Origin of the sequence: Gracilimonas qinghaiensis (genome assembly GCF_046602855.1) — a bacterium.
GTDB lineage: Bacteria > Bacteroidota > Rhodothermia > Balneolales > Balneolaceae > Gracilimonas.
The window spans coordinates 1,525,925-1,550,663 of the sequence record NZ_JBKINJ010000001.1; the positions used below are offsets into that span (position 1 = coordinate 1,525,925).

The 24,739-nt window shown below is 43.2% G+C and carries 25 protein-coding genes and 1 other RNA gene; 16 read left to right on the forward strand and 10 right to left on the reverse strand.

Going from position 1 to position 24,739, the window contains the following annotated elements; all coding sequences use genetic code 11:
* Window positions 1–45: 45 nt before the first annotated feature.
* Together ACKGJO_RS06875 and ACKGJO_RS06880 are read left to right on the forward strand one after the other, a co-directional pair.
* Complete coding sequence (locus ACKGJO_RS06875) at window positions 46–423, forward strand: hypothetical protein (protein WP_411322673.1); 378 nt, start codon at window positions 46–48, stop codon at window positions 421–423.
* A 4-nt stretch (window positions 424–427) separates the two neighbouring features.
* Window positions 428–691: a hypothetical protein gene (locus ACKGJO_RS06880; protein WP_411322674.1), complete on the forward strand. Its 264-nt coding sequence runs from the start codon at window positions 428–430 to the stop codon at window positions 689–691.
* Here ACKGJO_RS06880 and ACKGJO_RS06885 read toward each other — a convergent pair.
* On the reverse strand, window positions 688–1,173 hold the full coding sequence (locus ACKGJO_RS06885) for a hypothetical protein (protein ID WP_411322675.1): 486 nt from the start codon (window positions 1,171–1,173) through the stop codon (window positions 688–690). The genes ACKGJO_RS06880 and ACKGJO_RS06885 overlap by 4 nt on opposite strands.
* A 53-nt stretch (window positions 1,174–1,226) precedes the next feature.
* Between ACKGJO_RS06885 and ACKGJO_RS06890 the strand changes: the two genes are divergently transcribed.
* From ACKGJO_RS06890 to ACKGJO_RS06900, 3 genes are all read left to right on the forward strand, one after another.
* Window positions 1,227–1,859 carry a hypothetical protein gene (locus ACKGJO_RS06890; RefSeq protein ID WP_411322676.1) on the forward strand — a complete coding sequence of 211 codons (633 nt, stop codon included), beginning with the start codon at window positions 1,227–1,229 and terminating at the stop codon, window positions 1,857–1,859.
* A gap of 196 nt (window positions 1,860–2,055) precedes the next feature.
* The gene (locus tag ACKGJO_RS06895; RefSeq protein WP_411322677.1) at window positions 2,056–2,307 is read left to right on the forward strand and encodes a hypothetical protein; all 252 of its coding nucleotides are present in this window, start codon (window positions 2,056–2,058) and stop codon (window positions 2,305–2,307) included.
* A gap of 348 nt (window positions 2,308–2,655) precedes the next feature.
* On the forward strand, window positions 2,656–3,378 hold the full coding sequence (locus tag ACKGJO_RS06900) for a DUF3310 domain-containing protein (RefSeq protein ID WP_411322678.1): 723 nt from the start codon (window positions 2,656–2,658) through the stop codon (window positions 3,376–3,378).
* Window positions 3,379–3,407: 29 nt separating this feature from the next.
* Here the strand turns inward: ACKGJO_RS06900 and ACKGJO_RS06905 are convergent, their stop codons facing one another.
* The 3 genes from ACKGJO_RS06905 to ACKGJO_RS06915 all read right to left on the reverse strand — a co-directional run bounded on the left by ACKGJO_RS06905 (window position 3,408) and on the right by ACKGJO_RS06915 (window position 6,538).
* Window positions 3,408–4,586, reverse strand: a complete 1,179-nt coding sequence (locus tag ACKGJO_RS06905) for a tyrosine-type recombinase/integrase (RefSeq protein WP_411322679.1) — start codon at window positions 4,584–4,586, stop codon at window positions 3,408–3,410.
* Window positions 4,587–4,736: 150 nt separating this feature from the next.
* Window positions 4,737–5,103: a transfer-messenger RNA gene (gene ssrA / locus ACKGJO_RS06910) on the reverse strand.
* 91 nt (window positions 5,104–5,194) lie between these two features.
* On the reverse strand, window positions 5,195–6,538 hold the full coding sequence (locus ACKGJO_RS06915; RefSeq protein WP_411322680.1) for a Y-family DNA polymerase: 1,344 nt from the start codon (window positions 6,536–6,538) through the stop codon (window positions 5,195–5,197).
* A 71-nt stretch (window positions 6,539–6,609) separates the two neighbouring features.
* Between ACKGJO_RS06915 and ACKGJO_RS06920 the strand changes: the two genes are divergently transcribed.
* A complete protein-coding gene (locus tag ACKGJO_RS06920; protein ID WP_411322681.1) occupies window positions 6,610–7,218 on the forward strand; it encodes a hypothetical protein in 609 nt (202 codons plus the stop codon).
* Window positions 7,219–7,287: 69 nt separating this feature from the next.
* Window positions 7,288–7,434, forward strand: a complete 147-nt coding sequence (locus ACKGJO_RS06925) for a hypothetical protein (protein ID WP_411322682.1) — start codon at window positions 7,288–7,290, stop codon at window positions 7,432–7,434.
* A 6-nt stretch (window positions 7,435–7,440) separates the two neighbouring features.
* On the opposite strand, the gene ACKGJO_RS06930 is transcribed toward ACKGJO_RS06925, so the two are convergent.
* Entirely contained in the window at window positions 7,441–8,121 is a 681-nt protein-coding gene (locus ACKGJO_RS06930; protein ID WP_411322683.1) for an SOS response-associated peptidase, read from the reverse strand.
* 140 nt (window positions 8,122–8,261) lie between these two features.
* Here ACKGJO_RS06930 and ACKGJO_RS06935 point away from each other — a divergent pair, with 140 nt between their 5' ends.
* The 3 genes from ACKGJO_RS06935 to ACKGJO_RS06945 are packed head-to-tail and all read left to right on the forward strand — an operon-like array spanning window position 8,262 to window position 12,108.
* Complete coding sequence (locus ACKGJO_RS06935) at window positions 8,262–10,529, forward strand: TonB-dependent receptor (protein WP_411322684.1); 2,268 nt, start codon at window positions 8,262–8,264, stop codon at window positions 10,527–10,529.
* A gap of 3 nt (window positions 10,530–10,532) precedes the next feature.
* Window positions 10,533–11,438, forward strand: a complete 906-nt coding sequence (locus tag ACKGJO_RS06940; protein WP_411322685.1) for a DUF4249 family protein — start codon at window positions 10,533–10,535, stop codon at window positions 11,436–11,438.
* A 1-nt stretch (window position 11,439) separates the two neighbouring features.
* Complete coding sequence (locus ACKGJO_RS06945) at window positions 11,440–12,108, forward strand: DUF4159 domain-containing protein (protein WP_411322686.1); 669 nt, start codon at window positions 11,440–11,442, stop codon at window positions 12,106–12,108.
* Between the two features lie 113 nt (window positions 12,109–12,221).
* Here the strand turns inward: ACKGJO_RS06945 and dnaG are convergent, their stop codons facing one another.
* On the reverse strand, window positions 12,222–14,237 hold the full coding sequence (gene dnaG, locus ACKGJO_RS06950) for a DNA primase (protein WP_411322687.1): 2,016 nt from the start codon (window positions 14,235–14,237) through the stop codon (window positions 12,222–12,224).
* Between the two features lie 225 nt (window positions 14,238–14,462).
* On the opposite strand from dnaG, the gene ACKGJO_RS06955 reads away from it, so the two are divergent.
* From ACKGJO_RS06955 to ACKGJO_RS06980, 6 genes are all read left to right on the forward strand, one after another.
* Window positions 14,463–17,363 carry a glycoside hydrolase family 3 N-terminal domain-containing protein gene (locus ACKGJO_RS06955; protein ID WP_411322688.1) on the forward strand — a complete coding sequence of 967 codons (2,901 nt, stop codon included), beginning with the start codon at window positions 14,463–14,465 and terminating at the stop codon, window positions 17,361–17,363.
* A gap of 6 nt (window positions 17,364–17,369) precedes the next feature.
* Complete coding sequence (locus ACKGJO_RS06960) at window positions 17,370–18,074, forward strand: cytidine deaminase (RefSeq protein WP_411322689.1); 705 nt, start codon at window positions 17,370–17,372, stop codon at window positions 18,072–18,074.
* Between the two features lie 166 nt (window positions 18,075–18,240).
* Window positions 18,241–19,389: a hypothetical protein gene (locus tag ACKGJO_RS06965; RefSeq protein ID WP_411322690.1), complete on the forward strand. Its 1,149-nt coding sequence runs from the start codon at window positions 18,241–18,243 to the stop codon at window positions 19,387–19,389.
* Between the two features lie 135 nt (window positions 19,390–19,524).
* Window positions 19,525–21,504 (forward strand): protein-L-isoaspartate(D-aspartate) O-methyltransferase, encoded by a 1,980-nt coding sequence (locus ACKGJO_RS06970; protein ID WP_411322691.1) that lies wholly within the window; start codon window positions 19,525–19,527, stop codon window positions 21,502–21,504.
* Between the two features lie 264 nt (window positions 21,505–21,768).
* Window positions 21,769–21,945: a histone H1 gene (locus ACKGJO_RS06975; RefSeq protein ID WP_411322692.1), complete on the forward strand. Its 177-nt coding sequence runs from the start codon at window positions 21,769–21,771 to the stop codon at window positions 21,943–21,945.
* Between the two features lie 92 nt (window positions 21,946–22,037).
* On the forward strand, window positions 22,038–22,337 hold the full coding sequence (locus ACKGJO_RS06980; RefSeq protein WP_411322693.1) for a hypothetical protein: 300 nt from the start codon (window positions 22,038–22,040) through the stop codon (window positions 22,335–22,337).
* Between the two features lie 14 nt (window positions 22,338–22,351).
* Here ACKGJO_RS06980 and ACKGJO_RS06985 read toward each other — a convergent pair whose 3' ends face one another.
* From ACKGJO_RS06985 to ACKGJO_RS07000, 4 genes are all read right to left on the reverse strand, one after another.
* A complete protein-coding gene (locus tag ACKGJO_RS06985; protein WP_411322694.1) occupies window positions 22,352–22,876 on the reverse strand; it encodes a hypothetical protein in 525 nt (174 codons plus the stop codon).
* 74 nt (window positions 22,877–22,950) lie between these two features.
* Window positions 22,951–23,415, reverse strand: a complete 465-nt coding sequence (locus tag ACKGJO_RS06990; RefSeq protein ID WP_411322695.1) for a nuclear transport factor 2 family protein — start codon at window positions 23,413–23,415, stop codon at window positions 22,951–22,953.
* Window positions 23,416–23,866: 451 nt separating this feature from the next.
* Entirely contained in the window at window positions 23,867–24,043 is a 177-nt protein-coding gene (locus tag ACKGJO_RS06995; protein WP_411322696.1) for a hypothetical protein, read from the reverse strand.
* A 153-nt stretch (window positions 24,044–24,196) separates the two neighbouring features.
* The gene (locus ACKGJO_RS07000) at window positions 24,197–24,724 is read right to left on the reverse strand and encodes an META domain-containing protein (protein WP_411322697.1); all 528 of its coding nucleotides are present in this window, start codon (window positions 24,722–24,724) and stop codon (window positions 24,197–24,199) included.
* Between the last annotated feature and the right edge of the window lie 15 nt (window positions 24,725–24,739).

Genomic DNA, 24,739 nt, shown 5'->3' on the forward strand with positions numbered 1-24,739 from the left:
GTCGGGGTGTTTTTAACCTATCATTGAATAACCCTTAGCTGTACAATGTTAAACGATAAAACCCCTAAAGAAATAAGAAACCACTTCTCTGACCTTGAAACGGTGGAGATAGAAAACGAAAAACAAAAATTATTATCAGACGCAGATTTGATCGAGCACCAGTTAGAACTGGCCAAAGCAAGAGAAGCTGAGACCGGCGAAAAATATTATCGCAGTTGGTACACTAAAGCCAAGTATGCGATGAAGTGTAAGAGAAGACAAGCCTCGATCGCCAATAATATTATTGGATTCCGTAACAACCAAGACGACAAAGAGAAGCAAAATGCACTGAAACTTCTCCGCATTATTAAGGATGAGATCGGGACCACACAATTCGCAAACATTATGAACGCTTCAAATACCTTTGTCTATGTTAACGAATGAACCAATGTCCGGTAGCCAACGAAAATACAACACACCATTAGGTGAGTCTGTTATGAGGATATACAACGGGAAAGAAGTTGTTGTACTCGAATTTGTCCGTCCACTACAGAACGGCGAACCACCTCACCCGATGACGGAACACCGTGCGGGGCGGACATTTACGAAAGGAGAAAAGCTTATAACGCAACTTGTACTTTCCTATTCAGCGTACTATACTTTGGTACAGTTGGGAGTGCATAACATAAAACAATTAAACGAAAGGGATTAGTCTTCGATGACTTCCGCTTCTTCAGCTTTTTTAAACGCTTTAGTAAGAGCACCGAGACCGGAACCATCTTTACCAAGAAAAATGTTGGTTTGTTGGTTTTCGATTTGTTTTTTCTTCTCGGATTTCCATCCTTCAACGTCCAACGCTTTAAGCTGTTGACTACGAATTTTGGAATTCTTTTTAGCTTCTTCGAAGTGAACAAAGTGAAGAGACTCACCATATAAATTCTTAATGGTATTAGCTACATTTTTAAAATCGGTATCGTTGTCAAACCAACGGTACATTGTTGAAGTCGGAATTCCAGCACGTAATGCTGTTTGTGTTTTTTTCGGAAAACATTCGGCATATTCAATCAAATACCTATGTTGTTCAGCATCAAGCTCACTCCAACCATCGATTAAACTAAGGTCGATGACATCGGCGTCAGCAAAACGTTGATGGATAGCGTCGGTTTCTGGAACTAATTTAGTTACGTTAGACATATACTTTCAATTTTGTTTTAAATAACTCTAAAAGATAACCAATAAGCTCTATTATGCCTGAAAATAAAGATACAACTCACGGAAAATTAGGAAACTTAAAACACACAAAACGCTCAACCAACAATACGTTGGGGATGTCAAAAGAAGAATACGAAAAATATCAGAAGGACATCGTCAACGAATACGTCAATGACGATCGGTGGTCACTACGTGCCCTATCACGACGAGAAAAGGAAGATGGTGTCCAATTACACCCTGACCGATTACGGCGATGGATCATTTCAGCGGGTCATTCTATCCGGTCTGCTGAAGTTGCACGTCGTAAGTCATCATCCGGTGGTGAAAGTCGCACCTTCTATTTACGCAAGGATCAACTGGACGTTGTCGATAAGTTCGATAATGCCAGCGAAATTGTTCGTATGGGCCTCGATGTCGCCTTTGGTATTCCAACACGCAATGCTATTCTCTTTTTAGATGAGTACAAGAATGTCATTTTCTTGGACAAGCTTAATAAGATCGAAGCATTTACAACATCTGACCTGACGGACACTGAAGGTAAGATTGTACAGACCGTGTTAAACAAAGCGAACCTTCACGGGATCGGATACGTTGCGAGATTCGCAATCGAAAACGAACTCAACTACTACGGAGCGAACGCTGAGGACGATTCCAATGAAACTGAGTAAGAAAGATATACACACTAAACATACCCTACCCTCTGGATGGTATTCGTTTACTATCACACAAGGGTATATGCTCGATGAGACAGACGATCCCATTATGGTGCTGTGTCATACCGTTGACACTGGCACGTTAGCTTATCAGCATGTTTTGTTGCGTGTGAATCTGATTAAACACTACGGCCAGTCAAGGCTTAAAAAAATGTGCGACGCTATTGAGTTCAATTGGTTCGTTGTTGACGTGTACCACAAACTATTCCCGATCCAATTCACTGGACTTCGTGGAGAGATGAAAGTTGAACAAGTCTTTGACGATCGCAAGAAGATCATCTATAACAAGATCATCGAGTGGCGTATCGTTGAAGGCGACCCTCAATACAACGTTATGAAAGACAAAGACGAGAAGGTCTTTGAAGAATCTGAACAGAAAGGAAAACCCAAACTACCAGTATGAGTTATACAGACACAATTTTTAAACATTACCAACAATACAAGGACCTTTGTAAAGTCCTTCAGCACGAAATCCAATCCTCTTCTAAAATAAAGATCAGTGATGTTTCTTATAGAGAAGACGATCGATGCGTTGCGGTATTGCACGATGGTCAGGTAGCTGACGCAAACGAAGTGTTAGAAATTATCGAAAAGAAAGGTGTCTTAACATTAGACGACTTTCAAAAAATTCAGTATTGATGTCCGACGCAGGAAAAGGGTCCGACCGTAGACCCGCCTCGATTAGCATTTTCGAATACGGTGACAAACACGACCACATTTTTAATAAAACCTCCAACCCCAACAAATCACAATGCAAGAAACAATTAACCAACCAGAACATTACACCTCACAAGAACTTGAAGTTATTGAAATGATGAAACTCGTGGCCTCTGAAGAAGAGTTCAAAGGGTTCCTCAAATTAAACGCTTTAAAGTACCTACTTCGGTTTGAACTTAAAGACAATCCGGTCCAAGACATTGAGAAGGCCCGTAGGTATATGGAAGGCTTAAAAAACCTGACACTCGACCCCGACATTTTCAACGTGTTCCGCCCCGAACGAGAGAACGATCTTGGGGTTTCCGATAAAAGATTCGGTGACATTTTCCACGGGATGTTAGAGGACACTTTTTCTGCCCACCCCGAAACCAACTACGATGATTTTCGTCTTAATGTTGATGAGAAGAAAGAGTACGACGAAAAACGCGCCGAAGAACGACGCAGAAACTTACAGGGTTTTATCAATCCTGAACCTACCACACGTAAGCGACCAATGAACGTGGTCCTGTTGTGTAAGACCTTTATGGATGGCATTAGCGAACACAATCGCATTATGGACATCTACCCAGACAGAGACGTAATGGTTTATCCGGTTCTTAAAGCAAACGATAAAACCCTAAGAGCGTTGGACGAATTGATCGCCTCAAAGGAAGGGGAAGAGTTTGAACTTCTGGCAAGCAAACAGTTGACATCCTCACGGACCAACTGGCCGAAAATGTTTGATGAACTATACGAGTTCATACAAATGAGCGTTTAAAGAAACGGCCCCGCAAGGGGCCTTTTTTATTACATGAAACCTGCCTGTCTCATTTCCTTCTTGATCTTGATGGGCGTTACTTTTGCATAGATTTCAGTAGACGACATACGGGAATGACCCAACATCTCTTTTACTGTTTCCAACGCTACCCCTTTTGTAATCATCTGAGTTGCGAATGTATGACGCGCAACATGTGATGTTAACTTCTTTGTGATCTTACACAAGTCAGCGATCTCTTTTAAATACGCATTCATTTTTTGGTTCGAGATCGTAGGCAGTAATGTAGGTAACGACTCGTACTTTTCGATTAGCTGTTTGGCACTCTTGCTAAGAGGCACAGTGAATCCGTTACCAGTCTTAATGCGGTGGGTGTAAATAAACTGATCACCATCCGAATCCTCCTGAATATCTTCTTCTTTAAGAGACATCAAATCCGAGAAGGAAAGACCAGTCTCACACGCAAAAAGGAATAAGTCTTTAATGTAACCCAACCGTTCAATGTCGAACTCTTTCTGTTGAATACGCTGGAGTTCGTTGCCGGTTAGAAATTTAGGACTCTTCTTTTCGTAGGTGAAGTTATAATCGATAAACGGGTTATCTTTTTTGTGGCCTTTTTTAATAGCAATGTAAACCACTTTACGTAAATGGGTCAGATATTTTGATGCTGTATTCTGGGAGCAACCATTGTTCTTTAGGTACTCTTCGAAATTGTAGAGAAACGGAGTGGAGATTTTGGTAACGTCAACGTCTTTCTTTCCGATCTCTTTTAGAAAAGACCGCACATGATTTAACGTAGTTTTGTATTTCTTGTGCGTGCTGACCGTAAAGTTTTTACCGATCTGGTTACTCATACGGTTATTGTGATCTTCGAAGATGGAGATGAGTGTCACAGTCTCGTCTTCCTCGTCGATAACTTTAACTAACCGTTCAGCGTGTACGTCTTGATCTACCACACATTGTTGGTATTCCTTTTGTAGACGGGTCTCAACAGCAGATAAGATTTCGTTGATCTTAACGTCTTCGGAGTCTTTACGTAACCGTTGTTTATCTGAGTCCCAATCGTTGTAATGCACATAAAGGCCCAGAGATTTCGTTTTCGCAATCGTACCGTTCTCTTTAAAACGTAGGTATAACTGCGATTTACCGTCTTTTTTTCTTTTTCTATCTTTACGTGGAAAGAATAACCAATCTAAGTTGTTGTTTAACATGATATTATATATTGAGAATTGTGGATTTTTGCTTATCTCAATAACCAAACAGTAACCAACGAATTGTGGATACTGTAGCGGTTACTCAATATCACGTTAAGTAACCCTCAAAGTAGCGAAAGTACCGCTTTGAGAGCGTCTAAGCGAACAAAGTGGAGGTGCGGGGAGTCGAACCCCGGTCCGGGAAGGTAGACCTGTTAGCATCTACATGTGTAGGTACTGATTGACATTCGCCTGAAGCCGAGCCCAGTACCTAAGCGACTTCAAACTATCCTGTTAAAGTTTCACGTTAAAGCGACAGAAAGCACTTTAACGCTATCCTATCTTGTATGACGTCCGGGCTGGCAATGATAGGCACTTAACCAGCGGGACGGCTCAACAGTTTAAGCTGCTAAGCGGTATGAGTAATTATTGTCAATTACTTTTGATCCATAATGATTGTTATTACGAGAATCATTGGACAATCTCGACACGCAACCAACGGTGATACTCAACCCGTCGAATCCAGAACACCCCCAATACGTCAATGAACTGTTTTAAATATACGAAATTCTACGCTAATTTCGTAACATAATCATAACATTGTAACCCTCTGTTTTATTGTCCTGTCAGGCATTCCGGCTTAAAAAATGTGTGTTTCCGGTGACCCGGTGCAAGGTGTTTCCACGGGTGATATATTGTTGCCCAAACCGGTTCTTGATCTGATCCATTGCCTTGATCCGAGCCGCCTTTTCCTCATCATCCTGAAAGAACACGTTAAGCTGGCTCGTCTTGTCTATGTCGTGTGTGCCAAGCACGATATTTCGTATCTCCTTCCCGCTCCGGCACACCTGCTCTATGGCCGGCAGGATCTCCTTCATACAACCCTGATACACATAGTCATCAATATTGGTGTGAGCGGGTGTCACGAAGCGAAAGCCCACTCCGGGTTCCCCGGGTTCATTGAAACCAAACATCCCCGAATAGCTGGCAGCGCGAATGCCATATGCCCGCATGCGGTAGCACACCTTCTGAACCGCTATAGCAAACTCACCCTTGATGCGCTCCACATCGGTTGAACCTTCGGAAAACGTATGCCCGTAACTTACGCCCTGCTTGGGTTTGTAATCCTCGGATATCTCCTCCATTACCCTGCCCTGATCCTCTCCCGTGATGGTTTGATACAGCATCTTTCCAAAATTGGCGCCAAACAGCCGGATAAAGGTCTTCTCATTTCCCCTTTCAGCCACATCGGCAATGGTCTTGTAGCCCTCAGCCAATATATGCTCATGCCGGCGGCGGCCTACCCCCCATACCTTTTTCACCGGAAGCGGCCATATTTCATTTCGTTCATCCTCATCGGTCAGGACCAGGGTCCTCCCTTTGGGTTTATTCAGGCTGCTCGAGAGCTTGGCATAGGTCTTGGAACGGGCTACCCCCACGGCTCCCACCAACCGCGTTGCTTCATAGATCCGCTTCTGTAATCTCAACGCAAAATCATCGATCTCTTTGCGCGACCGATCTTTCAGAAAATCGATCTCCATAAAATACTCGTCCATGGAATAGCGCTCCACCACCGGAGCAAACTCCTTAAAGATGAAATGCACTTGTTTGGAGATAGCCGTATAGGCATCATAATCTACCTGAAGCATACAGACATAGGGACATATCTGAAAGGCCTCAAATGCACTGATCCCCGTGCTGATCCCCATCTTACGGGCTTCGTAACTGGCTGTGGCCACGATCCCCTTTACCTGCCCGTTCTCTTTGCGCCATCCGCCTATGATAAGGGGAATACCGTATATATTTTTTCGCAACTGTTCTACCTGCGCATAAAAGCACGCAAAGTCGAAGTGCAGATATAACCGGTCCTTTCGTGAGGTGTGCTGATGCTCAGGATATATGGTATTGTACAGGGTGATGCGGTGGACATCCTGCTCAGGCTGATATGAATGTGGCTTATGTTTCGACATTTTTCTGCTTTATGTATTGATATGTATAAAATATGTGTATAGTTTAAAACGACCAAACCAAATCACTGGTCATGAACAAATTTCCGCTGGTCGAAATGATCGCTTTTTTTAGCCGATATTCGCAGGCCCAAAAGCCCGCCTGGAGGAAACCATACATGAAGCACATGGCTCGCATACGCTCCTGCCATAGTAAGGTGGATGGCGGGGTCCGGAAATCATTCTTCAGCGTGGAGACCAAAGAGGGACCTATCATTGAGTTGGTGTTCAATGAGGAGGAGCTCCTGTGGTCGCTGGATCCCAACTCAGATATGGAAAATTACACGGTGGATCGCATGTTGGCTTTCATACAGCGCCATAAGCATCTGCCATCGAGGGCACATCGCATCGTTCCCTATCGATTTGAGATCATTCCGAAGTCGCAGATTCAACAGGAGCAGTCCGGTATTGAACTGCCATTGGTGCAACGCATGCAGCCCTACCGCTTTCAATCCGGCAAGATCAACTCAGCCCAGGTCTTGGACATCCCTACGAAGCACATAGAAAATGTTATGGTCACCAAGCAATTGCATTATGTAGTGGAGACTGACGTTCAGCGATTTTTCCATCTCGTATATATTCTTGATGAGATGGACTGGCGCATGATCCAGGAAGTGGATGAGGAATTCTTTTTTGTGCGATAGCGGCTTTAAGGAACTTTTGATGCTTTTTCTTCATTATTTAAAGTGACTATTCATCAAAAAAACAATACAATGGACAAGAAATCAGATCCAATAGATTATGATGGCATGGGCGATTTTTCACGCTTCTATCACGCCTTTGATAATGGAAAAAGTTTGGAAAACCAGATCAAAGCATGGTTTCGTAAGACCTTCTCACGCGATCGAAAAAATAACTGATCTTTTCTACCCAAAAAGATCGGCCTTGGCGATGAGACCCGGCTCATCATTACGAACATTTCCCACAGCTTTAGGTACAATATGCTCCTGCAGTCCATCATTGGGATAAGGTTGCAAAAATTCCTGAAGGTATGCGAGATTACCCTGTGCCGGATCCAGCCATTCGCCAAATTCTGAAGGATGCAAGATCACCGGCATGCGGTCGTGAATTTCCTCCATCACCTGATTTGGTGAAGTAGTAATAATGGAAAAAGACCGACGTGCAGGACGGTTGTCGGGTGCCAGGTCTGAATAAAGTCCTGCAAAGCCAAACAGCGGTTCCTGCTTTGGATAGATGTAGTGAGGCGTTTTATTTCCCTTCGAGCCCGTCCATTCATAAAAGCCATTGGCAGGTATGATACACCGCCGCTCGGCAAACGCTTTGGTCCACATAGGCTTTTCAGCAACCGAATCATCCCGCGTGTTAATGGGAAGAAAAGGAGATTCACCGGGTTTGGGCTGCCATCCCATAAATCCCCAGTGCATAGACTCCAGCGTCCGTCTTCCACTCTCTGCCGTAAAGGCTACAGGCATTACGTTAGAGGGTGCAATGTTATAGCTTGGATGATATTCTCCATGCCTTTCCATAACACCCAGAAAATGATCGATCTCATCAAGTTCTTCGTAGAGGACGTATCTGCCACACATATCTTAGCTTTAGGAATTTTAAATTGGTAATAAATGTAACTATAGTTTTCTTCCCTGAAAAGAATACGGTTGCATAACTTTCAGTGGATATTTTCGTGTAAGTCAATCATAATTATTCATCGTTATTTATTCAGGTATCAATGCATCGCATTATTCTAATTTTATTGGGGATCCTTATCTGCAGTACAGTAGAAGTGACCGCACAGCAGACAGCATCCGTAAGTGGCTATGTAACCGATTCTGAGACCGGTGAAACTCTGATCAGTGCCAATATCGGGTTTCAGGGAACCCGCCTCGGGGCTTCCACCAATACTCTTGGTTATTACACTATTACTAATATTGAACCCGGCACCTATACACTTATCGCAAGCTACATTGGCTATCAGAGCTACAGTCGTCAGATCACTCTTGAACCGGGTGAGAACCTCCGTCTCGACATTGACCTCATCCCTGAAAGCATAGAATTGGAAGAGATCGAAGTGCGCTCGCAGGCAGAACTGGAGGAGCAAAAAAATATCGGAACCGCACAGGTTAATACTGAGCTAATCAAGGAATTACCCTCCGTTTTTGAAGCCGATGTCTTCCGCTCCGTTCAGCTTTTACCGGGAGTGAAGGCTGCCTCTGACTTCTCGAGTGGTTTGTATATTCGAGGCGGAAGTCCCGATCAAACCCTGATCCTGCTCGACCGAACCACTGTGTATAACCCGAGTCACTTTTTTGGGTTTTTCTCCACTTTCAACCCGGATGCCATCAAGGATGTACGGCTTTATAAAGGTGGCTATCCCGCTGAATACGGTGGCAGACTCGGTTCCGTACTCACCATTTATAACAAAGACGGGAACCGTAAAGAGACCGCGGGCTCAGCCACCGTAGGACTGCTGGCATCGCGTGCCAGTATTGAAGGTCCGTACAAAAAAGGTTCATGGATGTTTGCCGTTCGTCGATCTACCCTCGAGCCCTTACTTGCCGGACTCCGCCAGTCTGTCGATAATAGCCCCTCTAAATTCTATTTCTATGATGTTAACGGAAAAGTCAATTTCGACGCCAATGCCAACAACAAATTCTCTCTGGCTTTCTATGCAGGGCAGGATCGGGTGACCTTTCCCTTTACCGATGATGCTGTTTTTGAACTGGATTACGGAAACCAGACTGTGAGCGGAAACTGGACCCATATCTTCTCAGAAAAACTTTTTTCCAATACAGTCGTGACCGGCTCCCGCTATTTCAACTATCCCGATTTTGATCTCGCGGGAACGCCTTTCCGAAGGGAAAATAATATTTATGATTTCTCGCTTAAATCAGACCTGGAGTACCTTCCCAATAACGACCACCGTTTAAAAATGGGGTTTTGGTCCGGCATCTTCACCTTCAATCTAAATGATATTTTCGACGACAGAACCACCTTCCAAAGCCGCATTCAAAATCAGTATGCCTCTTTCTACGTACAGGATGAATGGCGGCCTTCCGATCGATGGATCCTGACACCCGGCGTAAGGTTTAATTATTTTTCAGACGGAGATTATATTCGGGTTGAACCGAGGATGGCAGCTGAATACCGCCCAAATAAGCGGATCCGATTACAAGGTGCCTATGGCCGCTACAATCAGTTCATTACCCTGATCTCAAATGAGGCTTTTTCGGGATTTGATGTATGGTTGACTTCGGCTGAAGGCGTTTCACCGGCCTATGGCGATCAGTTTGTGGTTGGTGCCAAGACCATTCCCTTTACAGACTATGGACTTGATATCGAATTCTATTACCGAAGCATGAATGACCTTTTCGAATTGGATCCATTCCTTCCGGATGTAGGCGGACTTCCTTATCAGGATGTATTCAGGTTTGGTGAGGGATATGCCTATGGCGCAGAAGTGTTTTTTGAAAAAAGAGCCGGACCCTTTACCGGCTTCCTCGGGTATACTCTTGCTTATACCTGGCGAAAGTTTCCGGGCTTCAATGCTGAGATATCCAATCAGGAACAAACCGCACGATTCTATCCCCCAAAATATGATCGCCGGCACGACATCAACGCTGTCGGAAATTATCAGCTAAGTGATCGATGGAAGTTCACGGGCTCTTTCAGTTTTGCAACCGGCCAGTCTTACACCAAAGTCTTGGGCCGTTATGTGCAATATGACCTGCCGTGGACCAATGAAGACCGAAATGCTTTTACCGTTGGCAAAGTGAATGCCTCCCGACTCCCAAACTATCACAGACTCGATATCTCATTCTCAAGATCAGGCCGTTTCTTTAACCTGGGTGATTCTGAACTGCAACTTCAGATAATTAATGTCTATTCACGAAGGAATACCTGGTTCTATAATTTTGATTTTAATGAGAATCCGATCGAGATCAACGCAGTCAATATGCTACCCATACTGCCTTCCATTTCATACACTGTAAACTTTTAAGACATGAAGTACTATACACTCTTATTACTCAGCTTTGCGTTGGTTCTTTCTTCTTGTGATCCCTACACCCAGGATGACTATGAAGAATATTATGTGGTTGAGTCCTATCTGATAGCCAACGCTTTGCTTCCCGAGGTGCGCCTATCTACCACCGTCCCCGCTGATGCTTTCTACGATTTTGAGGAAGCCGCCACAAACGATGCAGGTGTCGAAATTCAATTGTTGGAATCCGGCCCCGGAAGCAATATTGAGCTTAGTTGGTCTTATCGGTATGATACCCCCGGTATCTACGTTCCTGAACTTGATCATAATGTAATTCCCGGCCGAACCTATAAACTTGATATCATATTCCCTGGCACTTCAGAGCGAATTACATCGACTGCTACGGTACCTGAAGCCTTTGAGATCATCGGGGAAGTTCAGGATTCTATTGTCTACCAGTCAACCGAACAGCTCGAATTTACCCTGAGTGCAAGTTCTTACCCCAATCGTCAGAATATTTATGTATTCAATGCCATAAGCCTGCAGCCATTTTCTGAGAACCTCACTCCTTTTTATGCGGAATTGCTTTCAGACAGTGATGAACCTGAAGAAGATCTCGAGGAATTCGCTAACAACAGCTCGGGCATCATCAACGAGAGTGGCTTTGAGTTTAACCCTGATGGTAGTGCTACAGTACAATACCCATGGATAGGCGTGGCCTTTTATGGAGACAATTTGATCGTTGCTAACACCATCGATGATAACGTCTATGACTTTATTCGATCGCAGGAAACACAGCTTGGCGGGTCCACTCTGTCGCCGGGAGAAATTCAGAATGTAATTTATAACATCGAAGGTGGAATTGGTGTGTTTGGAGCCTTAGCTTCGGATACCGTTCAAGTATACATCAAACGCCCCGGCTTATAATATGACTTTAAGGATCTTACTGGTATTTTTAGCAGCTTGCTGTTTTGCTGAACCGATCTCGGCTCAGAATTCAGGAGAATTTGAGATCGCCCGGGCAAAATACCGCGGTGGCGGGGATTGGTATAATGATCCCTCTGCCCTCGAAAACCTCATCCGTTTTACCAAAAATAATATTCCGATCCCTATTTCAAATTCCTACAGCGATGTGGACCTGGGCAGTGCAGAACTCCATTCCTACCCCTTTGTATTCTTAACAGGTCACGGGAACATCACCCTGAACAACGCTGAGATCCGCAATCTCCGTGAATACCTTGAAAACGGTGGATTTCTTTTAATTGATGACGACTATGGTCTCGATGAGTACATCCAACCTGTATTGGATAGGATTTTCCCAGAAGAAGAATTAGTAGAGATCCCATTCAGTTATCCAATATATGACCAGGTATTCGAATTCAATTCCGGGCTACCCAAGATCCACGAACACGACGGTAAACCTCCTCAGGGTTTTGGGATCTTTCACGAAGGCAGTCTGGTAGTTTTTTACAGCTACGAATCCAATCTCGGGGATGGCTGGACCGATGCTGAAGTCCACAACACCCCACAAAATTTAAGGCAACAGGCACTGCAAATGGGCGCCAATATTTTAGTCTACGCTCTCACCAGTAATTAATAATGCAGCTGATTCATTATCTGTAATTACTATAATGATGACCCTGAAGGGGTCTAAAAAAAGTAAGCTCATAATAGTAAGTTGCAATAACATCACCCAGCAACTCTCAGTACTCACCTCTCATTCTTCATTTTATAGGTAAAGACCTTTTCGTTGACCTCATTACTGACACCCTTTTCAGGATCCGGATACAGGTCATCAGGGTCGGTAGTCTCACGGCGGGTCAATTTGGACTTAACGTCTTTTTGCTTTTCCATCAAAGATAGCTTTTCATCCCCTTTAGCCTCTCCTATACGATCAGCCAATTCATTCAGCTTTCTTCTGTAAAAGCTGATCTGTGACGCACGAATTGAACTTTTAGCCGTCTTATATGGATTCTTATCCTTCTCATATTTCAGGCCAATCTTCTCTTCGTGACGATCACTGGCGGAATGCTGTTCCAGCAACACATCGCCTACCAATCTTGGGAAGGGCTCTTTCTCGCCCGTGTAAGTGTTGACTGAAAAATCTTTTTCATCTTTATACCGCTCAATGATGTCGTTATAGAACATACGCAACTCATCATCCTCAAAGAGTTTTGCATTGGTGAACGAGCAAATGTATTCCACCATATTTCGACCGTAAGTGATCATCAAGCGTATCAATTCCTTCTCAAAATGTGGTTTTTTCTTCGATAAGGAAGCCCTTCTGATCGTCTCTTTGCTCGAAGCAGATCTCAGTTCGCCGATCGGGGGAGCGTCATCTTGCGGTCCATCCTGATTTTGAATCCTTTGACGAACTTCCTCTCTCCTCTCAGAACGCTTTTCTTCCCATCGCTTATCGTTCATAACGCGCTCAAGCTGTTCGTAAAGATCTGATTCCTTCACCTTCTGAAATTTCTGGACCTTTTGATGCAGATATTGAACATACACCTGCCTCTGAATCGAATCTTTAATGCTGGCTATCGATTCCAGGATCTCCGTAATAACCTTTGGAACTTCAGTTGGCTTATCAAGTCTTCCTTCCTCTCCGGCTTTCAACAAGAGAAAATCCACAAAATCTCCGGCTTCTTCCTTTTTCAGGTCATCAAAGGATTCCTTACCAAATTGTTTTACGAAAGAGTCAGGGTCCTGTCCATCGGGGAGTTCCAGTAATTCTACTTCCATCCCTTCTGCAAGTGCTATGTTAATGCCACGCTTCATAGCGTTTTGCCCTGCATCATCTGAATCATATATCATTACAATTCGATCTCCATAGCGATGCAGGATCTTCATCTGCCCCGGCGTTAGTGAAGTACCACTGCTCGCAACCACATTCCCGATACCGTTTTCCATCAGGGTGATCACATCGGTGTAACCCTCAACCAATAAAACTTCCTTATGCTTTCGGATCTCATTTTTCGCAAAATTCACTCCGTAAACCACATCACTTTTATTATACACCTTGGTCTGTGAGGAGTTGATGTATTTCGCTGTCTTCTCATTGCCCAAAACCCGCCCTGCAAAAGCAATGACCTTTCCCGTTGGATTAAAGATCGGAAACATCAGTCGCCCGCGGAAGGTATCATAATAACCATCTCCGCGATTACTCTGTTTTATGAGGTCAGCTTCCAATAAATAATTTTCGTCGATACCCGCATTCTTTGCAGCTTTAAAAAGTTCCTCTCCCCCGGCAGGCGCATAACCTAAACCATATTTTTTGAAAACCTGTCGATCATAGCCTCTGTCTTCAAGATATTTCAGGGCTTTATCAGCTTCCGGATTCTCGATCAGATTTCGGTAAAAGAAAACACCCGCAAATTTAAGGGCGTGTAATATTCCCTCTCTGAGCTGTGTGGTCTCTGCGGGCTCATCATTTTCTTCTTCGGGAATAAAAACACCGTAACGTTCAGCGAGTTGGCGGACAGTCTCCGTGAATCCGATACCTTCCTGATCCATCACAAATTTGAATACATCACCTGACTCACCGCAGCCAAAGCATTTGAAGATCTGCAGGCGGGGTGTTACATTAAAAGAAGGCGTATTTTCATCGTGGTAAGGACACAAACCTACAAAACCACTGCCGGATCGCTTCAGCTTCACGTAATCCTGCACAACTTCTACAATATCTGCAGCAGCCCGTACTTCCTCTTTTTTTTCGTCACTTATCATACTTAAAAATGAGCATTTAATGGCTCGGAATAAAGTAAAATTATGAATTCATTCTGATTATTTTTGAACCTGATCTTTATACTGATTCGGCAGTACTTGTATTCCCATGATTTTACTAAATCAGTTTAACTATTCTTAAAATAATCAATTGGTTTAGACTGTTACTAACATGTACATTTCAATAGTCGATATTCCGAAAAATCTAGATAGTATTACAGACGTTATATGAAGGGTTTACTTAAAATTATTTCCATTTGTACCTTCTTTGCACTTTCAATAAGTATGCCGTTGACTGCACAAAGCTTAACGGAATTCCTTTTTGGGCAAAGAGTCAATAAATCCTATACGGATCCGGCGCTCGATGTCACATCAGAAGCGTATCTTGATTCCGTGATCACGAATACAACGCTTAAAGAAAAGATCGGTCAGTTGTTCTTTGTTCCAGCCGAAGGTCGATTCACCAATCGCGATTCAAGAAATTTCAGACTGCTAGAAGAACTGGTTGAAGATTATAATGTGGGCGGCATCATCTTTATGCGTGGTGACATCTATGGTCAGGCTGTACTGACCAATAAGTTACAGCGCATGGCCAAATTTCCGCTTTGGATCTCACAAGACATGGAATTTGGCGCTGCAATGCGGATTTCCGGCACCACCCGGTTCACCCCCGCCATGGGCGTAGCCGCAACCGGCAACAAGCGTAATGCCTTTATGATGGGTAAGATCACAGCCCTTGAAGCTAAAGCTCTTGGTGTTCATCAGGTATATGCGCCCGTACTTGATGTGAACAACAATCCTGATAATCCGGTCATTAACGTTCGTTCTTTCTCGGGCGATCCAAATATGGTTTCAGAATATGGAACTGCATTTATTCAAGGCGTTCAAAGTGAAGGCATCGTGGCAACCGCTAAGCATTTTCCGGGACATGGCGACACCGATACAGATTCCCACACAGACCTTCCCGTAGTAAATCACTCCTACGAAAGACTGGACTCCCTAGAACTGATTCCGTTCAGAGCTGCTATTGACGGAGGTATAAGCAGTGTAATGAGTGCTCATATTGCCTTTCCTGAACTTAATGGAGGTACTTACACACCTGCCACTCTGAGTCCCTTTATTCTGGAACAGATCCTGAGTGATTCTCTCAATTTTAATGGCATGGTGGTTACTGACGGGCTTGAAATGAATGGGATCTCATCCAAGTATTCACCGGGACAAGCTGTTGTCAAAGCTTTGCATGCCGGCGCCGATATCATGCTCATCAGCCCTGATGTATTCACGGCCATTAATGAAGTAGAGCAAGCCGTTAAAGATGGTGAGATCACCGAGGAACGTATAGATAAATCATTCCGTAAACTGATGTTATGGAAACAGCAGTATGGCTTATTTGGGAAATCTAATCAGATTGATATATCCTCTCTGGATCTAAAGGTAAATACAGCTTTCCACAGAGCAGAATCCGATCGTATTGCACGGGAATCCACTACTATTCTGAAAAATGAAAAAGATCTGATCCCACTTTTACCTTCAAAATATCCTGAGATCATGGTTATTTCAGTGGCCGATGACAGTGATGGAGATACCGGTTCATCTTTTGCCCGTCAACTTAGAGATTATCATCCAAGCGTTTCATTTCATGTCTATGACAAACGCACCAGCGAAAAAGATAAACGGGAGATGCTTCAAAAGGCTAAGGAGGTTGATCTAGTCATACTCAGCTCATTTATCTATCTGCGTTTTGCACAGTCTATCCACCTATCTGACAGTCAGGTATCGTTTTTAAATCGAATTCTTAGAACCAACAAGCCTTCTATACTGGTTTCATTCGGAAATCCATATGTGCTTTCTGATCTAAAAAATGCTGATGCACATATACTCGGCTGGTATAATTCTTCACAGCAGATAAGCGGTGTGGTTCCTGCTATTTTTGGTGCCACTGAAGTCAATGCCCGTTTACCTATTGAGATCCCCGGACTGTATGATCTCGGAGAAGGCATTGGGATTCCCCACACCACTCTTCGCTTCGGAACACCCGAAGAAGTTGGGTTGGATCACAACAAATTATTTGAGATCGACAGGATCGTAAATGAGGCCATTCGTGACTCCGTGTTCCCTGGGGCAGTGGTTGCTGTAGTTAAGGACGGTGTACTGGCCTACAATGAAGCCTACGGCTATCAAACCTACAACAAAACCAATGCTATCAAGAACACCGACGTGTACGACCTGGCATCAATAACTAAGGTATTGGCTACCACAGCTTCAACCATGAAACTGATCGATGAAGGAAAGATGGGGCTGGAGGATCCGGTTTCAAAATTCATTCCCGAATTTAACACGCCTGAAAAGAAAAATATTACCGTTCGTGATATTCTGCTCCACCAAACCGGACTGCCACCTTTCAGAGTGTACGTGGATTCTCTGAAAACTCGCAGTGAGATCATCAAAGCCATTAAAAATGAACCACTAACCTATGAACCCCGCACCCAATATGTATACAGCGATCTTGGAATGATATTGTTGGCAGAGATCATTGCTGATGTATCAGGCCAACCATTTGACCGCTACGCGCGCAGTGAGTTCTACTTCCCAATGAATATGTACAGTACATTCTTTAATCCAAGTAAGAACAGCCGTTGGTTAACGCGCAGGATTCCCCCAACAGAAATTGATACGGTTTACAAACGTGGATTGGTCCAGGCACAGGTTCATGATGAAAGAGCTTTCTATCTCGATGGAATTGCCGGTCATGCCGGGTTATTTTCTTCCGCCATAGACGTAGCCAAATTCAGCACTATGTTGCTTAATGATGGCACTTACGCCGGTCAACAATACCTCAAACCTGAGACAGTGCGAATGTTCACGACCAAACAATCCGAACTTAGTGGACGCGGACTCGGTTTTGATAGAAAGAGTCCATCCGGCTTTACAACCGCCGGAAGTAATGCCAGCGAAGACACCTTTGGCCATCTTGGTTTCACCGGCACCAGCTTCTGGATAGACCGCAAGAAGAACATGGCAGTGATACTGTTAACCAACCGTACCTATCCAAACCGGTCCTACGGCAGCACCATCAGCAGAATCAGGTCACGAGTGGCAGACGCTGCCTATTCAGCTATAATGAATTGATCATTTATGTCAAATAATTTTCCAGAAAAATCGTACGCCCCCTATTCTCAGAACCCCAAAACCTGTGTAGTTGAAAGCAGTACGGGAAAATTCTATGCCGGTATTAGAATTGAAAATATATCTTATCCTCTGACGATCCCTGCTATACAGGCTGCCTGCACCATCTGTTTAAGTGAGGGCGAAACACCGTCTAAACTCTATTTAAGCGATTATAAATATGAACAGCTGAGTTTCTGGAAGAATGAATTTGATCTGGAAATCATCATTGAACAGGATCTTCCATTGAACAAAGCTGAAGATCTCTTAAAATCAATTTCCGGACAATTGGATGCTTCAGAAAAACTCAAACAACTGCTCCCAAAAGCTGTGGTCCCGAACTCAGATTTCCAGGTAGCTGCCATTTTGTTTACAAAGACCGGCTATTTCGAAGGTGTTAATGTTGAAGTCAGTGAATGGTCCAAGGGGCTTTGTGCTGAACGGGTGGTTCTTTCTAAAGCCCTTTCAGCCGGATTCAGAAACCTTCAACGACTTGAGATTCACACCAAAAAAGGTCAAATAAGTAGTCCATGTGGAGCGTGCCGGCAGGTTATTGTAGAGTTTTTACCATATCATGATATAATACTACACCACGCTGACGGAACAATTTCTGAACACTTAAGCGCCGACCTTCTGCCATTTAATTTTAAGTCCTCATCTCTCACCAGAGAATAAAGGCTGGCATCCGTCTGCATTTCGCATATCTACCCGGCTCTCTATTAGATCTCACATCAATCCTGCAGACTTGATCTCGCCCGTATTTAGCAGAAACATGAACAGGCTGATCATGTTTTTTGTTATAAACTAAGTCATTGACAGGTAAACAATAACAGTTAGACTCATGAGTCAGATTCAAAGCATCTCAGAAGAATTGGCAAAAGAACTAATGGATGAATTTTCAGAAGGAACCGGATTAAGAAGTGATTCGGAGATGAAGCAAAAGCGCTATCTCTGGACGGATGCATTGGCCCTTCAGAATTTTTTAGCTCTTGCATCATTGTATGATGAAAAAGAGTATGAAGAAACGATCCGGGAATTGATCAATAAAGTTCATCATACACTTGGAAAATTTGACCAAAATGATTCCCGAAGTGGTTGGATAAGTGATTTACCGGAAGAGGAAGCACAAAAACATCCAACGGTAAAAGGACTTAGAATTGGGAAGCCACAACCGGAACGGAAGCAATCTGAGCCTTTCAATGACCGGAAAGAATGGGACAGAGACGGTCAGTATTATCACTACCATACCCGTTGGATACATGCACTTCTTCAGGCATCAGAAAATTTAGATATCAAAGAATGGAAACAACACGCTGTTGAATTAAGCCTTGCCGGCAGGCACTTTCTCCAAAAAACAGATGGTCGATTCCATCTCTATTGGAAAATGAGTGTTGACCTCAGTTATCCTCAAGTGCCAACGATGGGCGCACATGATCCACTCGAGGGATATCTGACCGCGCTTGAGTGTGAAATGTTGTCATCTGCCAAATATGATTTTACTGAATATCTTCAAAAACTCGAAAAGATCTGCGAAGGCCAAAATTGGAGCACAACTGATCCACTAGGCTTGGGAGGACTTTTACTGAATATAGTTCGATCTGCAGAACTCAGCCGATATATGATACTCCCTGAATCAGTTAAACCAAAAAAACTATTCAAAGAGGCTATGAGCGGACTTGATACCATATCAAATAAGTTAAAAGTCACAGATCCTGCAGAATACCGTCTTGCTTTTCGTGAGTGTGGCTTATCGATGGGATTGCGAGCTCTAGACCATCACCGAGATCTTCTGATAGAGAACGACCTTAAGCTAAACAAACTCGAAGAAAATCTGGGGCTTGCTGAAGATATTGAGAGCTTCTGGGGTCAACCTGAAAACAGAAAATACTCTAGTTATCAGGATCATTTGCATATAAACAATGTTAGTCTGGCTTCTTCCCTGCTTGCAGAACTGAAACCGGAATTTTATAGTACCACTGTCTTGGGTTAACACAGTTACTCAATTCGGATATTGATTGATCTGTTTTTTATCTAAATGCTACCGGCCGTTATAGTTAAAACTATTGGTGTGTATACTTTGTTATACAGGATAACAAGATGACCATTAAGAAAACCTTACAAGAAAATGAGTGAGCTATTACATCAGAAACAAGAGATGATTGAAAAGCAACTTAAAGGTAGGGGTATTGAGGATCCTGCAGTACTTTCGGCAATGAAAAATGTTCCGAGAGAAGAATTTATACCGAAAGACCTCGTGGAATTCGCCTACAAAGATGCTCCGTTACCAATTGATGAAGAACAAACGATTTCACAACCCTATGTAGTCGCTTTGGCTGCGGAGATCCTTGATATCGAAAAGGATGAAAAAATACTCGATATAGGTACAGGTTCAGGATATGCAGCTGCCGTACTGAGTGAACTTGGCGCCGAAGTGTATACAATCGAGCGTCATAAAACTCTCGCGGAAGCGGCTAAAAAACGTTTGGATCGGCTTGGTTTTGATAACGTTCATGTACGTCATGGTGACGGCACAGAGGGCTGGCCTGAACATGCCCCATTTGATGCCATTAACGTTGCAGCAGGCGGACCAAAAATACCGGAAGACCTGAAAGATCAACTTGCTGAGGGTGGCCGTATTATTATTCCGGTTGGAGACAAGATCAGAACCCAAAGGCTGGTTCTAACCACCAAAAAAAATGGCGAGTTCAAAGAGAAAGAGCTCGGCCGCGTTCAGTTTGTCCCACTTATTGGCTCCGGCGGCTGGCTAAATAAAGAAGCGAAGGAGGTCTCGCCATCAAAACGGGAAAAAACGGTAACCGAACTTATCGAACAAGCTGCGGAACCTTTTGACAAACGTGAAGGAGCCGACTTTACTTCACTGTTGGAGCGTGTTGGCGATGCCAAAGTAGTATTGATCGGAGAAGCATCACACGGAACTTCCGAATTCTACCGCCTTCGTGAACAGTTGACAAGAGAACTCATACAAAAGAAAGACTTTAATATAGTATCACTTGAGGCCGATTGGCCCGATGCTGCTCATGTAGATAGATACGTAAGAGAAACTAATATCTCCCTTCCTGAAGAAGAGCCCTTCACAAGGTTTCCCACGTGGATGTGGAGTAACGGGGAAGTTCTTAGTTTCGTGAAATGGCTGAAAGATCATAATGAAAACAGATCTGAGAAAGAAAAAGTAGGCGTGTTCGGTCTCGATTTCTACAGTATGTTCTCTTCGGTAAAAGCCATTATAGATTATTTGGAAGACATTGATTCCGACCTCGCCGAAACAGCACGTAATCGATACGGCTGCCTTACCCCATATGAAGGTAATCCGTCAAGCTATGGCGCAGCAGCTATGAGCGATCAGTACAAAAATTGTGAAAAGGATGTGACAGAAATGCTCTCCAAGATCTTATCTGAAAGAGCTGATATAGCAAAGAATAATGGAGGCCGATACTTTGATGCCATTCAAAATGCACGATTGGTTAAAAATGCTGAAAAATACTATCGTAGCATGTATTTGGGGGCACAGTCGAGCTGGAACCTCAGAGACAGCCATATGTATGACACTTTAAAATCTCTTATGGAGCATAAAGGAAGTGATGCCAAAGTCGTGGTTTGGGCTCATAATTCTCACATTGGAAATGCACAAGCCACTGAGATGGGAGCAAGGGGAGAACACAATATCGGACAGCTTGCAAAAGAAGACCTCGGCGACAAAGCGTATAACATTGGCTTTGGAACTGATCACGGCACTGTAGCTGCTGCTCACAATTGGGGGGATGAAATGAACATAATGGATGTCCGCCCAACTCCAAAAGAAAGTCTAGAATTCCTGATGCATCAGGCTAAACCAAATAACTTTATACTGCCATTGCACAAACAAGGGCATGAAGATTTAACGGAAAGACTTGAAGAAAGCAGACTTGAACGAGCCATCGGAGTTATTTATCGGCCTAAAACCGAAATGCAAAGTCATTATTTTCAGGCTTCCCTGTCCAATCAATTCGATGAATATATTTGGGTAGATGAAACTGAGGCGATCACGCCCCTTCCTGCACGCAAAAAGGAAGAAGGCGTACCGGAAACTTATCCTTTCGGGTTGTGATAAAAAAAACAGATAGCCTGATGGAGTCAAAAATTGGTGAAACTGCAGTATTCGATCAAAAGCCGGTACTAATGCTGCCGCAAATAAGTTCGTAAACAGACTAAATTGGAAGAAAGTGACAAAAATGCCTTAAAAAACATAAAAAAGTGCTTTATTCACAAAATAATGCAGTTTTAATTTGACTCAATACCCCCGATTGAATAGCTTCAACGCACTTTCTGAAAACAGAAAATTTTAACCAATAATAATTTAACGGAGCTATTAATGAGCAGAGTTGAAGAAATCAAAAATCTCGTAGAAGAAACCGCAGTCGAAATGGAAAAATTCTACGACAAAGGCAACAAAGCAGCAGGAACACGCGCACGTAAAGGCCTACAAGAACTAAAAAAATTGGCCCAGGAAATTCGCCTTGAGATCCAAGATATCAAAAATAAAGACTGATCTATTACAGCTTTTTATTTTACTATAAAGCCGCTTGAACGAGCGGCTTTTTTATTTTGTATATTATAGTAAACAAATTAACTAATACATTTATGTACAAAGACTTAGCCGACGCCGTTGAATCTCTCAAAGAGAAAGGATTTGACCATGTATTTGAATTGGGAGAAGACAATATAACCTGCAAATCTCTGAAAGCTACTTACACTACAGATGAATTAAGTATTATTGAGTCCCATAACTTTGATAAGGGGACCGACCCGGGTAGTGAATCCACAGTGCACGCTATCAAAGCAGATGACGGAGTTCAAGGTATACTCGTTATTTCTTATGGGAAGTATGTAGAGCCCGGAAAGGCAAAAGTCATTGACCGGCTCCTTAATACAGCGGACTAAAATACGTTTGGGATCTAACCTCTGAAACGCTCAGGAATCGGATTATCTTCTGACTCGTGTGCCCAATATATGGTAACAACCCACCAGCGCTGCCCATCGTTGAATAACTGTATGCTGTTAATTCCTTTATTGAATGGTTCAGCATCCATCTTGCTTCTCTTAGAGCCATAGGTACTCATTACATGAACAATGCGGCCATAATGATGCTCTTCACGGTTGATCTCATACTCATAAAATCCATTCTCAACGAAATAAGGATCGGTATTCTCTATGAATTCAGCCGGACTCATGATCTGATAGCTGTTCACACCGCCCTCGCCACTTGCAGTTGGGATAAGTCTGGAACCGGGTAGCATCAGGTTCCTGAAACGATCCCAGTCTCTGGGTTCTCCTTTTTCTCCTGATATTGAGGCGTACAGAGCTTCCATCAGATTGTCTATGCTTTGCACGTCTTGCTGCCTTTGAGCCTCGCTGACCTGAGCTATGCCATGTTGTACAACAAATAGCATCACGAACAGAAGTGTATATGATCTTTTCATAGATGAATTGCGATAAGTTTAGAATTTATTACGAGCACTGAATAATTAATGGTCCCTATGGGAGTTTTCTGCCTTTATTCTACACAGTTATCTCTGCGGCGTGTATCTACAATATGAAAGATCTTCCATCCCTCAGATGTTTTTAGCAGCTGAAAAGAGTTGACTCCACAATGAGAGAATTCCTCACCTACATAGAACTCATAGGGTGTCCATGCGGAAGCAAGTTTACCATCTACCTTGATCTCATATCCATTCAGCTTTTCATTCAATACTCCGGGTTCAGCCCTGTGGATGTCCGATAAAAACTGACTCAGATCACCATTGACTACACTTACACTCCCATCCTGATGGTTTCTGATGGTCTGCATGATGGCATCACTTTTGAATGTTGAAGCCACTAAACTGCTGTCACTTTTGATCATCCCTTCGAACAGGCGATCAATCGTTTGCTGCACCTCTACCGTTTCTGAACTCTGTGCATTAGTGGAATGGAAAAGCCCTGACAATATTAGTAAGGCCGATAGTAATAGAAGTCTCATAGGAATTTCTTTTAATTCATGTTGGAGCTTCAATTACGTAAATAAATCTGAGAAGTTTGTAAGAAGATGTAATGGATTTGAAGGCAGAATGAGACTGGGGATAGAACACGGATGAGGCGAATTAAGTGGATAATCGTGGAAATATTTTATAATACTGCCTACTTTGGATTTATCTAAAACTGCACTTTCAGAGAATTCAAAGCTAGGCAACGTGGTAAAACCAAATTAAAGATATAGATTTAGGAGTTAATCATCTGCCCATACAAGCCATCCGCTTTCGAACTCAAGTCCTTGTTTCATACTAAGCGTATCTTTTTCTAAATACGCACCGGACAGTCCCTCATGATAAAAATACAGCTTCTCGTTACTTATCTCATATTTGTATGAAAGGTACAGAGCCGTTTGGTATTGTGCCGACCAAGTGTACCCCCTGTACATCCTACAGACATATTTATGGACCATCTGTAGAATATTCGTAGAATCCATCACAAGTATTACCTGATGTGGCGTAAAACGCGCTATCGGTACCAAAGGCAATTTGGTAATTTTCTTGAAAAGTGTTTTCAACTTCAATGGGGTCTCCGGATTCAAGCACAAATGCCTCCAGGGTCCATTTGGTGTCTTCCAATCGGGGGCTGAGACTCGGCGGTGTTACCCCGGTCTGTTAGATCGCAGGATAAAAGCAGGAGTCCGGAAATAATTGTCAGAAACAACGTTCTTTGCATTGATTTTTTCATGGTATTGCTTCTCTTTATTTAACGGACCGCAGTGACTTATCGGATCAATCTTTCGGCCAGGGATTATAGTATTCGAAACCTTCCTTATTGAATACGAATTTTCCGGCTAAAGTATCTTCAACAAAAGGAATCTCATCATGAAATAAGACCAATGTATCTCCCGTGCTCTCGAAGCGTTGAGCGTTTCTTAGCATACGCTGGAATTCTAACGTGTAATCACAAACACCCCTCGTTCCCCCGACTCTATGTATGTTAATGTGGTTTTCTGCCAGTACTTCATAATTCCCGCCAATCCAGCCACAACCGGGATGTGATTCAAATGTGCTGTCTTGTTTAAAATAAATAGCAAAGAAATCTTTCCCGTGACTTTCTTCATTAAGCTCAAATCGTACTGGCTCTCTTCCATCGGGCTGCATCTCAGCAAGCATCCATTTTGTTTCGGCCAATACATTTTCTACCGGAGGTTCTTCCTGACTTTGGCTGGCGTCGCTATTAAAAAGATCGCAGGAGCTCAAAATGATGCCGGTAAAGAACATCAAAAGCAAAGCAGGTATTGAGATTATATTTTTCATGGTACTACCTCTCTT

Coding starts and splice junctions, on each gene's coding strand:
- ACKGJO_RS06900 (WP_411322678.1), top strand. CDS start 2,656: ATGCAAGAAACAATTAACCAACCAGAACATTACACCTCACAAGAACTT.
- ACKGJO_RS06895 (WP_411322677.1), top strand. CDS start 2,056: ATGTGCGACGCTATTGAGTTCAATTGGTTCGTTGTTGACGTGTACCAC.
- ACKGJO_RS06905 (WP_411322679.1), bottom strand. CDS start 4,586: ATGTTAAACAACAACTTAGATTGGTTATTCTTTCCACGTAAAGATAGA.
- dnaG (WP_411322687.1), bottom strand. CDS start 14,237: ATGATAAGTGACGAAAAAAAAGAGGAAGTACGGGCTGCTGCAGATATT.
- ACKGJO_RS06975 (WP_411322692.1), top strand. CDS start 21,769: ATGAGCAGAGTTGAAGAAATCAAAAATCTCGTAGAAGAAACCGCAGTC.
- ACKGJO_RS06935 (WP_411322684.1), top strand. CDS start 8,262: ATGCATCGCATTATTCTAATTTTATTGGGGATCCTTATCTGCAGTACA.
- ACKGJO_RS06920 (WP_411322681.1), top strand. CDS start 6,610: ATGAACAAATTTCCGCTGGTCGAAATGATCGCTTTTTTTAGCCGATAT.
- ACKGJO_RS06960 (WP_411322689.1), top strand. CDS start 17,370: ATGTCAAATAATTTTCCAGAAAAATCGTACGCCCCCTATTCTCAGAAC.
- ACKGJO_RS06990 (WP_411322695.1), bottom strand. CDS start 23,415: ATGAGACTTCTATTACTATCGGCCTTACTAATATTGTCAGGGCTTTTC.
- ACKGJO_RS06945 (WP_411322686.1), top strand. CDS start 11,440: ATGACTTTAAGGATCTTACTGGTATTTTTAGCAGCTTGCTGTTTTGCT.
- ACKGJO_RS07000 (WP_411322697.1), bottom strand. CDS start 24,724: ATGAAAAATATAATCTCAATACCTGCTTTGCTTTTGATGTTCTTTACC.
- ACKGJO_RS06955 (WP_411322688.1), top strand. CDS start 14,463: ATGAAGGGTTTACTTAAAATTATTTCCATTTGTACCTTCTTTGCACTT.
- ACKGJO_RS06965 (WP_411322690.1), top strand. CDS start 18,241: ATGAGTCAGATTCAAAGCATCTCAGAAGAATTGGCAAAAGAACTAATG.
- ACKGJO_RS06880 (WP_411322674.1), top strand. CDS start 428: ATGTCCGGTAGCCAACGAAAATACAACACACCATTAGGTGAGTCTGTT.
- ACKGJO_RS06890 (WP_411322676.1), top strand. CDS start 1,227: ATGCCTGAAAATAAAGATACAACTCACGGAAAATTAGGAAACTTAAAA.
- ACKGJO_RS06930 (WP_411322683.1), bottom strand. CDS start 8,121: ATGTGTGGCAGATACGTCCTCTACGAAGAACTTGATGAGATCGATCAT.
- ACKGJO_RS06885 (WP_411322675.1), bottom strand. CDS start 1,173: ATGTCTAACGTAACTAAATTAGTTCCAGAAACCGACGCTATCCATCAA.
- ACKGJO_RS06915 (WP_411322680.1), bottom strand. CDS start 6,538: ATGTCGAAACATAAGCCACATTCATATCAGCCTGAGCAGGATGTCCAC.
- ACKGJO_RS06985 (WP_411322694.1), bottom strand. CDS start 22,876: ATGAAAAGATCATATACACTTCTGTTCGTGATGCTATTTGTTGTACAA.
- ACKGJO_RS06925 (WP_411322682.1), top strand. CDS start 7,288: ATGGACAAGAAATCAGATCCAATAGATTATGATGGCATGGGCGATTTT.
- ACKGJO_RS06970 (WP_411322691.1), top strand. CDS start 19,525: ATGAGTGAGCTATTACATCAGAAACAAGAGATGATTGAAAAGCAACTT.
- ACKGJO_RS06875 (WP_411322673.1), top strand. CDS start 46: ATGTTAAACGATAAAACCCCTAAAGAAATAAGAAACCACTTCTCTGAC.
- ACKGJO_RS06940 (WP_411322685.1), top strand. CDS start 10,533: ATGAAGTACTATACACTCTTATTACTCAGCTTTGCGTTGGTTCTTTCT.
- ACKGJO_RS06980 (WP_411322693.1), top strand. CDS start 22,038: ATGTACAAAGACTTAGCCGACGCCGTTGAATCTCTCAAAGAGAAAGGA.